13 protein-coding genes and 1 tRNA gene are annotated in these 13584 nt (G+C 29.5%); 7 read left to right on the top strand and 7 right to left on the bottom strand.

Translation table 11 applies throughout. The features are described from left to right. Window positions 1-95 precede the first annotated feature (95 nt). Window positions 96-512, top strand: coding sequence for a hypothetical protein (locus B3W71_RS06780; RefSeq protein ID WP_346888182.1), 417 nt, complete (start codon window positions 96-98; stop codon window positions 510-512). A gap of 208 nt (window positions 513-720) precedes the next feature. Here B3W71_RS06780 and B3W71_RS06785 read toward each other — a convergent pair. The 4 genes from B3W71_RS06785 to B3W71_RS06800 all read right to left on the bottom strand — a co-directional run bounded on the left by B3W71_RS06785 (window position 721) and on the right by B3W71_RS06800 (window position 4180). Next, window positions 721-796: transfer RNA gene (locus B3W71_RS06785), tRNA-Pro, on the bottom strand. 419 nt (window positions 797-1215) lie between these two features. Further along, window positions 1216-2523: an ABC transporter permease gene (locus B3W71_RS06790; RefSeq protein WP_346888183.1), complete on the bottom strand. Its 1308-nt coding sequence runs from the start codon at window positions 2521-2523 to the stop codon at window positions 1216-1218. Between the two features lie 2 nt (window positions 2524-2525). Further along, window positions 2526-3452: a hypothetical protein gene (locus B3W71_RS06795; RefSeq protein ID WP_346888184.1), complete on the bottom strand. Its 927-nt coding sequence runs from the start codon at window positions 3450-3452 to the stop codon at window positions 2526-2528. Window positions 3453-3508: 56 nt separating this feature from the next. After that, window positions 3509-4180, bottom strand: a complete 672-nt coding sequence (locus B3W71_RS06800; protein ID WP_346888185.1) for an ABC transporter ATP-binding protein — start codon at window positions 4178-4180, stop codon at window positions 3509-3511. Window positions 4181-4403: 223 nt separating this feature from the next. On the opposite strand from B3W71_RS06800, the gene B3W71_RS06805 reads away from it, so the two are divergent. Beyond that, entirely contained in the window at window positions 4404-5639 is a 1236-nt protein-coding gene (locus tag B3W71_RS06805) for a glycoside hydrolase family 10 protein (protein ID WP_346888186.1), read from the top strand. Window positions 5640-5769: 130 nt separating this feature from the next. Here B3W71_RS06805 and B3W71_RS06810 read toward each other — a convergent pair whose 3' ends face one another. Next, a complete protein-coding gene (locus B3W71_RS06810) occupies window positions 5770-6690 on the bottom strand; it encodes a PhzF family phenazine biosynthesis protein (protein WP_346888187.1) in 921 nt (306 codons plus the stop codon). 83 nt (window positions 6691-6773) lie between these two features. Further along, window positions 6774-8150, bottom strand: coding sequence for a UDP-N-acetylmuramate--L-alanine ligase (gene murC, locus B3W71_RS06815; RefSeq protein WP_346888188.1), 1377 nt, complete (start codon window positions 8148-8150; stop codon window positions 6774-6776). 435 nt (window positions 8151-8585) lie between these two features. On the opposite strand from murC, the gene B3W71_RS06820 reads away from it, so the two are divergent. Then, window positions 8586-8729 (top strand): hypothetical protein, encoded by a 144-nt coding sequence (locus B3W71_RS06820; protein WP_346888189.1) that lies wholly within the window; start codon window positions 8586-8588, stop codon window positions 8727-8729. Window positions 8730-8808: 79 nt separating this feature from the next. Here B3W71_RS06820 and hutG read toward each other — a convergent pair whose 3' ends face one another. Then, window positions 8809-9831 (bottom strand): formimidoylglutamase, encoded by a 1023-nt coding sequence (hutG, locus tag B3W71_RS06825; RefSeq protein ID WP_346888190.1) that lies wholly within the window; start codon window positions 9829-9831, stop codon window positions 8809-8811. 270 nt (window positions 9832-10101) lie between these two features. On the opposite strand from hutG, the gene B3W71_RS06830 reads away from it, so the two are divergent. The 4 genes from B3W71_RS06830 (at window position 10102) to glmU (ending at window position 13571) form a co-directional block, all read left to right on the top strand. Further along, complete coding sequence (locus B3W71_RS06830) at window positions 10102-10338, top strand: hypothetical protein (RefSeq protein ID WP_346888191.1); 237 nt, start codon at window positions 10102-10104, stop codon at window positions 10336-10338. Window positions 10339-10692: 354 nt separating this feature from the next. Continuing rightward, window positions 10693-11523: a pur operon repressor gene (gene purR, locus B3W71_RS06835; RefSeq protein WP_346888192.1), complete on the top strand. Its 831-nt coding sequence runs from the start codon at window positions 10693-10695 to the stop codon at window positions 11521-11523. Window positions 11524-11618: 95 nt separating this feature from the next. Further along, window positions 11619-11903: a septation regulator SpoVG gene (spoVG, locus tag B3W71_RS06840; RefSeq protein ID WP_346888193.1), complete on the top strand. Its 285-nt coding sequence runs from the start codon at window positions 11619-11621 to the stop codon at window positions 11901-11903. Window positions 11904-12200: 297 nt separating this feature from the next. Continuing rightward, complete coding sequence (gene glmU / locus B3W71_RS06845; protein WP_346888194.1) at window positions 12201-13571, top strand: bifunctional UDP-N-acetylglucosamine diphosphorylase/glucosamine-1-phosphate N-acetyltransferase GlmU; 1371 nt, start codon at window positions 12201-12203, stop codon at window positions 13569-13571. The last annotated feature ends 13 nt before the right edge of the window (window positions 13572-13584 follow it).

Raw genomic sequence — 13584 nt, forward strand, 5'->3', positions numbered from 1 at the left:
TATTTTCAGATGCCTAAATTAATAACAGATAATAAAAGAGAATGTAATTAATTTAAAAACATATAATGTATTAGTAAAATACAAGGGGGAAGAGTATGGAGTTCTTAGGTTATTTTTGGGGCATTATTTCAATAATATTCACTTTAGCAGCATTGTCAAGATTAATATCTTCTGGGTTTTATAATAAGTTTATTAGAGGTTTGTCAAAGAAAAAGTATAAAGGAATTATAAATAAAACTATAAATATAAATAGTGTTTTAGAAGAAAATCATAGCGTATTTGGAGCATGTGCCTTTATTTCTTCTATAATTCATATATTACTTATGAATACTAAGGCAGGATTTTCTTTTTGGGGCATGGTAACCTTTATAAGCCTTTTATTAATAGTGGTTACTGGAGCTATAAATAAATTTATTTATCGAGATAATGGTGGACAACTAAAGAAATATCATAAAACTATAATACTAATATATATAGTGGCTTTAATAATTCATATAATTTTTAGTAAATAATCTGAAACTATAATATAGTGGTTATTAAATTATCTTAGGTATATTGAATTTATGTAAGGTATGATTTGAAGAGAAAAATTATTATTGAAGAAGAATCTCTGAAAGTATTAATAGAATGGGACGGGGCGAAGAAAGAATTCAAGATTTAAATTATGTTTCATTAATTAAAATAGAAAAATAAAAAAGGAACATGATATCATGTTCCTTTTGGTCGGGGTGACAGGGATTGAACCTGCGACCTCATGGTCCCAAACCACGCGCGCTCCCATCTGCGCCACACCCCGCTGACAAAATTAATTATATTATATATTCATAGGGTTGTCAACACATTTTATGCAAAAAGTTTTGCGATAAAATATATTATTTTTTTGACAATAAAACACATTATAAAAATAGGGTATTGTAAATAATAAAAGATGTTATTACTTACTTTAGAACTTTAATAAGTCTATTGATATAATAGCTCCTAGTAGTAAAAATTGGAGGAGTACAAAGGATGAAGGAATATAAATTTAGTAAGGCTTCTAAAAGGTATATGAAAAAACAACTATTTAAATATCAATAAATGTGATTGTGATTTTAAGTAAATATAATTTGTTATTATAAATTCTAAGGCTATGGTTAAATTAGGTTTTAACCATAGCCTTATTTTAAGTATATAAATATTTTAAATGAAGAATATCACTATTAAATATAAATTGGTTTATCTAATTGCAGTTATAACATCTGTTTTAGCAGCTTTGTTAGCTGGAATTATGCCGGATACAAAGCCTATACATAGGCAGAACACTAAAATTCCAATTACTAAAGTAATACTTGGAATGGCAATAGTAGTGATAGGTACTCCAAACATTGATTTAGTGATTGTACCGGCTACATTATTAATTATAATATCTATAATAATACCGAGAACTATAGATATTATTCCACCAGTAACTGCTATAGCACAAGCTTCTCCAACAAATATTTTTCTTACATCATTTAAGCTTCCACCAATAACTTTAATAATACCAATCTCCTTATTTCGTTCATATATAGCCATATCCATAGTATTAGTTATACCTAATGCCGCAACTAATAGAGATATACCAGCTAAGGAGCCGAGAACTAAGCTTATGGTTTTAATCATAGAGTTAGTTTGATTCTCAAACTCTTTATAGGAACTTGTCTCGTACCCAAGCTCTTTAATATAGGCTTCATATTCACCTATTTTGCTTTTATCATCTACTCTAACTTGTATGCTTTCATAATTGTTTAGCATTTTATTTAGAGTATCGCCTTCATTATTAGGATTAGATTTAATAATATCATCTACAAACTTAATTGAAGTCTCTATGACATTTTGATCAAAACCTGAGGTTTTAGATGATATTCCTACAATCTTACAGCTAAATTTTTTAGTAGTAATCATATTACTTTTTTCATCTTCTCCAATTTGTTCTCCACCAACTCGTATTTTTTTACCTACTAATTCTTCAAGAACAGAATCGTCTTCTAACTTAGTTTCCCAGGTATAGCCGAGAAGTTCCTTTGCTAGCTCATATCCAAGAATAATTTCTCGGCTTTTTTTTCTAGGATATCTACCATATAAAAGGTTACCATCTTTTGGTTCAAAGTTATCCTTAGCAAGAAATCTTCCATAACTTTCTGTTTTATTAACAGTTATGGGGGCATAAGCGTATCGCATTGGTATTATCTCCGTGATGAAATCTATTTTTTCTAATTCCTTTATATTTTTCTCATTAAGAACTGTTTTAGAACTATCTTCTTCTTTTTTATTTTTTTTTGAAGTATCCTCTTGAGCATTCCAGTTAGGATAAATAGTTATTACGGATGTATCCATCAATCTTTCCATTTCAGTAGTTAGATATTTTTCAAATCCATTTGTTATAGAACTTATAATAAATACTGCAAGACATCCAATAATTACTCCTGTCATAGTAAATATTGTTCTGGTACGTCTTTTCCACATATTATTCCATATTATTTTTAGAAGGTCACTAAACTTCATTGTTATTCACCAAATTTAAATAAGTTTGCTATAAAAGCAAAGAATCCTATGCTTGAAGATTTCTTTGGAGGTTCTTTCTCTGTTACAACAGGTGGAACCATATAGCTTCCTTCAGTGGAATATTTTGCACCAGATACATCTTCATAAGTAACTGTAATATTTGCTTTAGTTTCGCTTTCTACAGGAGTAATGGGAATTTCAAAATACTCTTCGCTTTCACTAGCTATACTGCCTATCTTTTGTTCATACTCTTCATTACCTATCTTTACTTTAACGTTCACCTTTTTTATTTTACTAATTCCATCATTAATTAATGTTCCCATAATATTAGTGCCCACAGACTCCATGGAAGATAATTCTAATTCTGGAGTAGACTTCATCATAATTCCTGAAACTTTAGTTATTTCTTCTTGAGGTTCTCCACCTTGGTTATATGTTACGCTATTTAAAAAGTTATATGTTCCAGGTTTAGCATTAGGGTCACTACAAAGAGTTATACTTACTTCCTTTACATCATTATAGGCAATACTTCCTACATATATTTCATTAGTAGTGCCAACAGGCATGAAGCCTTCTAATGCATTTTTACCTTCAACATTTACCAATTTTAAAGATAAACCATCAATTCTTCCACCACTTATATTCTCTATTCTGTAGGTTAAAGTAAAGGGTTTTCCAGGTTCAATAACATCTCTGTCAGGAGTTACTTTTGAAATCATTACCTTCTTTGGCTGAATGTTGCTAACTGCCATAGGGCTAGTGCCACTACTGTCAGAATTATTATCACCTTTAGATTGATTAGTTGCATTTTCAGTTGAAACATGTTTGCTTGTAGCTTGTCCCGAATCTGATGCAAATACAGTTATAACATTAGAGCTTAAAGTAAAGGTTAAGGTGCATATAAGTGCTATTATAAATTTTTTTTTCATATATAAATCCCCCTAATAATTAATATTTTATTTTGATGAGGTTAGATTATGTCAGGCTAATTGCAAAAAACTCCATCTTCCATTTTTACTATTTTATCTGCATATTTATAGACAACTTGAGAGTGAGTTACAACTAAAAAAGTCATATTGTAAGTTTGATTTAATTCTTTAAGTAAATTTAATATTTCAATACTAGTTTTACTATCTAAATTTCCTGTAGGTTCATCGGCTAATATAACTTTAGGATTATTTATAAGAGCTCTAGCGATAGATACTCTTTGCTGTTGTCCTCCAGATAGCTCTGCAGGTTTATGCTCCATTCTATCTGCTAGGCCAACTCTTTCTAACATTTCTTTAGCGCGAGTTCTTCTTTCATTATTAGAAATTCCTGAGAATATTAAAGGCATCTCAACATTTTCTAAGGCGGAAAGCTGAGGTAATAGGTTATAGGTTTGAAATATAAAGCCTAAATTATTACGTCTAAATAGAGCTAGTTCATTTTCGGTTAACTTTTCAATATGATTATCATTTATTATAATTTCACCATTGTCACAGGCCATAAGACCGCCTAATATATTCAAAAGCGTAGATTTACCAGAACCAGATTCACCTACGATTGCCACAAATTCCCCAGCATCTACATTTAAACTGATTCCCTTTAAGATGTTTACATTCGTATTTCCCATTTTAAACACTTTGGTAACATCTTTACATTGAATTAGACTCAAAATATCACCTCCTAGTAAATATAGTTTATCATTGAAATAATGGATTTATATTACAAAATTATTACGAAAGTTATATATGCAATTAAAAATGAATACGTAAAGAAGTGAATTATAAAAGGTATATAATTATAAGCTTAGAATAAGTATGTTTACAATAATTAAATTCTATAGTTAGGATTATAAGCATATTTATATATTGTTCTGTTATTAAGGAGGGATACTAATGAATAAAATGAATCTTGCAACTTTAGGTATAATCATATTAATTATTTTAGGATTTGTGTGGATTATATGCTTTGATAATGTAGATAAGGGTGATAATAAAATAATTGATAAAGAAAGAAAAGTTATAAGTTATGATGAGATAAAGGGCGTTTGGTTATCTTATTTAGATCTATCATCCATGCTTAAGGGTAAAAATGAGAGAGAGTTTAGAAAAAATATATCCCAAGCAATAGAAAAGGTAGAGGAGATGGGATTAAATACTTTAGTAGTACAAGTAAGACCATTTTCTGATGCCTTGTATGAATCTAAATATTATCCTTGGTCCATGTATTGTGCTGGTGTAGAGGGCAAAAGTCCAGGGTATGATCCCCTTGAAATTATTTTAGAGGAATCGCACTCAAGAAATATAAGAGTGGAGGCTTGGATTAACCCATATAGAGTCAGAAGTGATAGTGAAAAAGTACCATTGTCATCAACTAATCCTGCTAGTAAATGGATAGAAGAAGATAGTGATAATATAATAAAATATAATAATGGAATATACTACAATCCTGGAAAGGAAGAGGCTAGACAGTTAATAGTAAATGGTGTAAAAGAAATAGTAGAGAACTATGAAGTAGATGGAATACACTTCGATGATTATTTTTATCCATCCAGTGATGATTCTATAGATAAAAAAGCTTATGAAGAGTATATAAGTTCAGGAGGAGATTTAGATTTAAGTAGTTGGAGAAGAGAAAATGTTAATATACTTGTAAAAAAGGTTTACTCAGCTATTAAAGAGATAAATTCAAAGGTAGCCTTTGGGATAAGTCCACAAGGCTCCATGAGTAATAACTATAATAATCAATTTATTGATGTAGAGAAGTGGGTTCAAAATCCAGGATATATTGATTATATTTGTCCTCAAGTATACTATGGATTTTTAAATGATAATAGTGATTTTCAAAAGGTGATTGAGGAGTTTAATGCACTTATTACTGAACCTACAGTGAAGTTGTATATGGGTTTGTCTGTTTATAAAATTGGAGCTGAAGATACTTGGGCAGGAAATGGAAAGGATGAATGGAAAAGCAGTACTGATATTCTTAAAAGACAGGTTGAAGCTTCGCGAAGGTTAGAAAAATATGATGGTACACTATTATTTAGATATGATTCCTTGTTTAATCCATCATCAGAGGTAAAAGGGCAGATAGAAAATGAAAAAGAAAGTTTAAAATCTATATTTAAATAAAAAAGAACTGTATTAAAAGGTTTTACTAATCTTTATAAAAGTTGAATATCAATAGTATTATAGATATATGCTCAACATTAATTTAAGATTTAGTTTATTTTAAGACAGTTCACTTTGAAAGTGGAGGTGACTATTTATAGGTTACCTCTATAGTTTTTTCTATACTTCCTACACCACCAACTTTTATTATATAGTCATTATCTACAGATTCGCCTTTGCAAATAATTTCACTTGGGTTATCCATATAGTAACCTTGCTCACAAGAAATGGTTAGTGTATCGGTGAAGTCAAGGATATTGTGTTTCATAATATATGAGCATAGAGCACCATTAGATGTACCAGTAGCACTTTCTTCATCTATACCTACACTAGGTCCGAAATTTCTAGTTGCAACTGAGCTTTCAGGATTTTCAGTTTCTAAAGAAAATGCGTGAAGACCAACTAAGTTTAATTTATCAGTGTATTCTTTTAGTGCTTGAAAGTCTGGGGTAATTCTTTTTAGTGCATCTAGAGATTTCACTGGGAACATTATATCTTTAAGGCCTGTAGAAATTATCATAGGTTTTAATTGATATCCCTCAATTCCGGCATCTTCCTTGCTGATGCCTAATATATCACAAAGCTCTTTTTCATCATCAATATAGGAGTAAAACTTAGGATTTGTCTGAGTCATAAGGACATAGGAAACCTTGTCCTCGTCAAAATAAACCTCTATATCTAAGATACCAGCTAAAGTTTTTTGTTTTAATTTCACTGGATTAGTATTTGGTTTAATAAACCCTAGTTTAGCTAAAGTGTAAAAGGTAGCAATGGTAGCATGTCCACATAAATCAACCTCTGTTGAAGGCGTAAAAAATCTAACTTCATAGTCATAATCGTCACATTTTGATTTTGTAATAAAGGCAGTTTCAGAGAGATTCACATCTTTTGCTATGGACGCCATATCATTAGAAGAAAGATCATCACAATCAATAACCACACCGGCTTTATTACCACCCATATCATTATGAGTAAAGGCATTAACTATGTACACTGTTTTACTTAAATTCATTTTGTCACCTCATTTATATATTTAAAATATAGCTATCTTCATTAGGGAGATAGCTATATTATTTACCATTAGATATATTAAATTTAATCAGCTAGATACATTTCTCCAACAAGATTTATGTCTCCTGCACCTACAGTGATGATAAGATCTCCATCTTTGGCATTTGATTTTAAGTAATTAACTATTTCTTCAAAGCTGTGGTAGTTTATTGCATTTACACCTGTAAGCCTTATAGCATCACCAAGTTTTACAGAGCTAATAATTCCAGTATCCTTTTCACGAGCAGCATATATATCTGCTAATAATAAATGTTCTACTCCATTGAAAGCTTTCACAAAATCATCAAAAAGAGTTATAGTCCTAGTGTAAGTGTGAGGCTGAAACACTACATATAAATCTTTATGAGGATAGTTTTTACAGGCATTAAGGGTAGCTATAATTTCTGTTGGGTGATGAGCATAGTCATCTATCACATTAACGCCATTTTTTGAGCCTTTAAATTCAAATCTTCTATGAGTTCCTCTAAAATTAAATAATCCTTTTATAATAGATTCCTTAGAAATATTTAGTGCTAAGGAAGTGCATACAGCAGCTAAAGAGTTAAGTATATTATGCTCTCCAGGTACATTAAGGTCTATAGAAAATAACATCTCATCTTTCTTGTATAAGTCGTAGGAACCACATCCAAGTGAATTATAAGTTATATTTTTAGCAGTATATTCACCATTATTTATGCCATAGGTCATAATATTACACTTATGTCCATTAAGTATACCAGAAACGTTTTTATCGTCACTATTACATACAAGGAAACCATCCTCAGGTATGATATCAATAAACTTATTGAAGGTATCCTTTATATGATTCATATCTCTATAAAAATCTAGGTGGTCTGCATCTACATTCAAAATTATTCCTATATAAGGGTGAAACTTTAAGAATGAGCCTTTGTATTCACAAGCTTCAGTAACAAAGTAGTCACTATTTCCAGCAAGAACATTACCTTTTATTATATCTAATTCTCCTCCAACTAATATGGTAGGGTCAACTTGCTCTTCTATAACAATGTGAGCAAGCATTGAAGTTGTAGTTGTTTTGCCATGAGTACCAGCAACAGCTACATTATATTTATGACCAAGCATTATCTTACCTAAGAATTCAGCCCTATCCATCATAGGAAGATTTAGTTCCATTGCCTTTTGAAGTTCTGGATTATCTTCACTAATAGCTGCAGTATAAACGACTAAATCTGAATCTTGTATATTATCAGCACTATGTCCTATATATATTTTTGCACCTTTATTTCTAAGTTTTTCAACTATATTTGAATTTTTCATATCAGAACCTGATACAGTATATCCATTTTTAAGTAAGATTTCAGCAAGACCACTCATACTGATACCACCAATACCTATAAAATGAACCTTTTTATTTTTATCTTGTAAAAAATCAAAACTCATATAATAACAACTCCTATACAAAATATAATATTACATTCATGAATTTTATATATTTAAAATATAATTATAGATTTATCTAATAATTATGATGTGTGTATAAAAATAAATGAATACCTACTATAAATTATATACAAAAATCATTGTAAAAAACACATATATTTTAGAAAGCTTTATAAATTATATAATAAGAAGATTATATAATAAGAAAAAAATAAAAGAAAATTCAGAAAAAGGCTTTTCAAAGTTCAATATATATGTTAAAATAAAAACAAAGTTAAAAATAATTTTCGCGGAGTATAATTATACTATCAAACGTTTACATGTAGTAATTATGATTCATGATAATTATAATTAATGTATGTTTATATTTAATATCAATTACTATAACTACTAGATAAGGAATCTAGTAGAAAATTTCTAGGGGAGAGTGTTAAAATGTTAACAATAGGACTAGGGGAATATATTAATTGGCAACTAAATATTAACGGTGAGGAAGAAGATAAGATACTTAATACTCATGAAGAAGAAGATATTATGGGTATGGAGTTTGAATATTTATTGTGGCAATTTAGCTTGTAAATTGCTAAATCTATTTTAAAATCCCTATAATATAAAAAAATCCTTAGCTATATAGCTAGGGATTTTTTTTATATTTAATTTATTTAAGACAATTATATTCTAGATTTTGAAGTTTGCAAATAGTATTAACGAGAGAGAAGATAATTACTCCAGCTAAGTTGGAAGTAATATTATCCTTATCAAATCTAGGAGCTACTTCACATATATCAAAAGTTAAAACCCTATTAGACTTTAGAATATGTTTAAGCAGCTTTATAACTATTTCAGGGTTTAGACCCAAAGTTTGAGTAGAACTAACGCCTGGTGCAAATGCAGCAGAAAATACATCTGAGCAAATAGTTATATATATATAATCCTGATTTCGCATAAAATTATTTAGTTCTCTTAAAAGCTGCCAACCATCACTATAAAGGATGTCTTTAGCTAGTGTATATTTAACATCTAACTTTTCTGCAGTTTTAAATAGATCTACAGTATTACTATGTTCTTGTATACCTATGCAAAAGTAAGAAAAATCCATACTTTTATCACGGCAGATATCAGAAATTTGTCTAAACATAGTTCCAGAGCTACCTTCATTATTATATGGTCTTAAATCAAAGTGAGCATCAAAGTTTATAATTCCTACTTTAGGTTTAGAAGATATTTTATCTATATGAGAAAGGGCTCCGTTGTAATTTCCAAAGGCTGTCTCATGTCCTCCACCAAGTACTATAGGAAATATATTTAAATCTAATAATTTGGACACACAATCACTTAAAAGTTTTTGACCCTCGGCGAGAGATATATCTTCAACTACTATATCTCCAGCGTCAAAAATATTTACTAATTTATTAAAAGTACAAGGAAGATTGGAGAGTTCTTTTCTTATAAATATAGGACCATTCATAGCACCTATACGACCTTTATTCTTCTTAACTCCTTCATCACAACAAAATCCTAAAAGAGCAAAGCTTAATCCGTCCATAGGTTCAAGGTCATCTCGACGAAGATCTAGAGGTTTAATCCATTGATGCCATCTAAAAGCATCAAAGTTATCATCACTATCGATTCTTCCTTGCCATAAATTTTCATTCATAGGTTCATAGTTTTTAATAAACATAAAATCACCCCACAAGTAACTTCTTAGTAGTATTATTCGTTTACAGTATAAGTCAAAGGAGAAATATTATCAACTAATATACAAAATAAAAAATTGTAAAAATGCTAGTCATATTTATTACATCGTTGCATATATATTTAAAGAAAAGAGGACAAGTGTTAAATTTATATTTTTATGATGATTTTTATTAATGGTGTGTGAAAATAATATTGACAATTGAACGCATGTTCGCTAGCATGTAAATATGAGAACAAATATGGGGGTAAAAACATGAGAAACAAAGATTTATTCATTGAGTTAAAGTACAAGGCGGATGGACAAGGACTTGAAGATATAAATTTTTTAGAAAATGATGAAACAATTATAGGTGGGCAGAAATATATGCTATGTGGTGGAGTCCTAAACAAAAATGGAGGTAAACTTTTATTTAAGGCTAGGAATATACAAGAAGCTAACGAGTTTACTAAAAGAAATCCTTTAGCTTCAAAAATAGTAGTATGTAGTTAATATGTAGATTATAAAATTAAGAGCTATCTCAAAATGAAGATTTCATTGAATCTTTATTTTGAGGGAGCTCTTTTCATTTGCAATGGGGTTTTCGTAAAAAAGCTAATCTAAATAAATATTAAAGTGCATATTCAATATTTTATATAAGATTAGTAATATATTTTGCGAAAGCTCCAGATAATTACGATTAAGTTTCTATAACAAGGAATATAATAATTAGGTAGAAAAGTTATTATTTTAATATTATTTTATGGAAAATACAAAAAATAATTGTAATGTATCGATAAAACATATAGAATAAATGTGAACAATAAAGGCTAGAATAAAGATAAAATTCGGAAGGATATAGTTTATATGGAGAAAATTAAAGATAAATTTAGTAGAAACCAAAGAGTTATTGGTATAACCAAAGTTTTAACTGAAAATCCTAATAAAGTTATAACTTTAAATTTATTTACGGAAAAATTTAATGCAGCAAAATCAACTATTAGCGAAGATATAGTTATAGTTAGAGAAGTTCTAGAGACTTTATCCATGGGAAGAATAGAAACAGTTGCGGGTGCTGCAGGTGGAATAAGATTTATCAATGAAAAATCTAAAGGAGATAGGGAACAGTTCTTAGAAGATTTATGTGAAGCATTAAGACAAAAATCTAGAGTTGTACCAGGTAACTTTTTATATATAACGGATATAGCATATAATCCAAGCATTATTCAAAATGCAGCAATAATATTAGCAAGTGAGTTTAAGGATATGAATGTAGATTATGTTGTTACTATAGAAACTAAGGGAATTCCTTTGGGTTATGAGGTAGCAAAACAGTTAGGTGTGCAACTTGTTACGGTAAGGCATGATACTAAATATACAGAAGGTACTACAGTAAGTATAAATTATGCTTCAGGTTCAAGTAATAGGCTTCAAACTATGAGTTTATCAACAAAATCTATGAAAAGAAATAGTAGATGTGTCTTTGTAGATGATTTTATGAGAGGCGGCGGGACAGCGAAGGGAATCAAAGAGCTTTTAAGTGAATTTGATAGCGAATCATTAGGTAGTGGTTTCTTAATAGATAATGTAGAAGTTACTGATAAGCTGGTAGATGATTACGTTTCTTTGGTGAATTTCTATGGTATCGGAGAAGATGGAGTTGCAATAGTTAGCCCATCTGATAGAAAAAATAAATAAATTTCAAATACAATGGAAAATCTTTCGACAAATAGAAGGAATTACAATGTTTTAGTAGAATAATACATGAAAGCACATCTTGGAGGTGGAATTTCATGATAATTACAGACGTTAGAATTAGAAAGATTACCGCAGAAGGAAAAATGAAAGCAATAGTATCTATAACTTTAGATAATGAATTTGTTGTTCATGACATCAAAATAATTGAAGGGCAAAGTGGTAACTTTATAGCTATGCCTAGTAGAAGAACTCCTGATGGAGAATTTAAGGATATAGCTCATCCAATTAATACAGAAACAAGAGAGAAAATTCAAAAATCTATACTTGACGAGTATGAAAAAGTTAAAAATGAAGAGCAAGTAGAAGATGGAATAGTCTAATCATAAAAAGGAGCATAGAACTCCTTTTTATTTTGTGCGTTGTTAACCTATGATTTTGTGTAAAAAATATACTTTGGTTGAAAAAGTGTAACAGTTTCAATATAATAAGTATAGTGGTAATATATAAATATAACAATTATGATAGATTAATGTTGAAAATTTAAGAAATATTAGTATTAAATTGTAACAGAATGATTTAAAAGTAAATATCAATTGAAGATTATGTAAAAGTCTAAAACATTTTACTAGATTTTTCTATAATATTCTAATGATACTTTAGATGAAGAGGTGTATGAATTGTATAAATGTGCTATAATTTTGGCTGCTGGTGAAGGCAAAAGAATGAAATCTAATACTCCTAAGGTTTTACACAAAGTTTGTGGAAAAGAAATGATAAATCATGTTATAGATAATATAAGAAAATCTGGAATAGAAGAAGTAAGTGTAGTTATTGGAAAAGGCGCTGATAAAGTTAGAAATGGTACTGAAAGTAGAGATATATTCTATTCAGTTCAAGAAGAACAATTAGGTACTGGTCACGCAGTAATGTGTGCAGAAGAATTTCTAAAAGGTAAAAAAGGTTCAGTAGCTATATTTGTTGGCGATGGTCCTTTGATAACAGAAGAAACAGTAACAAAGCTTACTAGATATCATGAAGAAGAAAAATGCAGTGCTACAATATTGACATCTATAATGAGTGATCCTCTAAAGTATGGAAGAATCATCAGAAATGCTCAACATGAAGTTGAAAAAATTGTAGAGTTCAAGGATTGTAACGAAGAAGAAGTAAAGGTTAATGAAATTAACTCAGGTATGTATTGTTTTGATATAGATATCTTATTAAATACTCTAGGAAAGCTTAATAATAACAATAATCAGGGTGAATATTATTTAACTGATGTTATAGAGATATTAAAGAATGAAGGAAAAAAAGTTGGAGCTATTGCTGTTGATGTAGAAGAAATTACTGCAGTTAATTCAAAGTTAGAACTTTCCGTTGCAAATGAGATAATGAGAAGTAGAATAAATAGAAAGCATATGGATAATGGAGTTATAATTATAGATCCTAAAAATACTTATATAGAATGGGATGTAATTATAGGTCAAGATACAGTGGTTTATCCAGGTAATGTAATAGAAGGGTGTACAGTAATTGGTGAAAGTTGTTTATTATATTCAAACAATAGAATAACTAATAGTATAGTTGGTGATGATGTAACTATAGAAAATTCTGTAGTTCTAAACAGCAAAGTTGGAGATAATACTACAGTTGGTCCTTTTGCTTATATAAGACCAGAAACAACTATAGGTAGCAATGCAAGAATAGGTGATTTTGTTGAAATAAAAAAATCTACTATTGGAGATGGAACTAAGGTATCTCACTTAACTTATATAGGAGATGCAGAAGTAGGAGAAAAGTGCAATTTTGGATGTGGAACTGTTGTAGTAAACTATGATGGAAAATCAAAATACAAAACTACAATTGGAAATAATGTATTTATAGGGTGTAATACTAACCTAGTATCACCAGTTGAAGTAGAGGATAATACTTATATTGCAGCTGGGTCAACAATAACAGAGAAAGTACCAGAGGGCTCTCTAGCTATAGCAAGAGCTAGGCAAGTAAATAAAGAGAACTGGGTATATGATAAAAACAAAAACAAATAAAGTTTTAGGAGGA

Origin of the sequence: Clostridium sp. UBA1056, assembly GCA_002316385.1 — a bacterium.
GTDB lineage: Bacteria > Bacillota > Clostridia > Clostridiales > Clostridiaceae > Clostridium_J.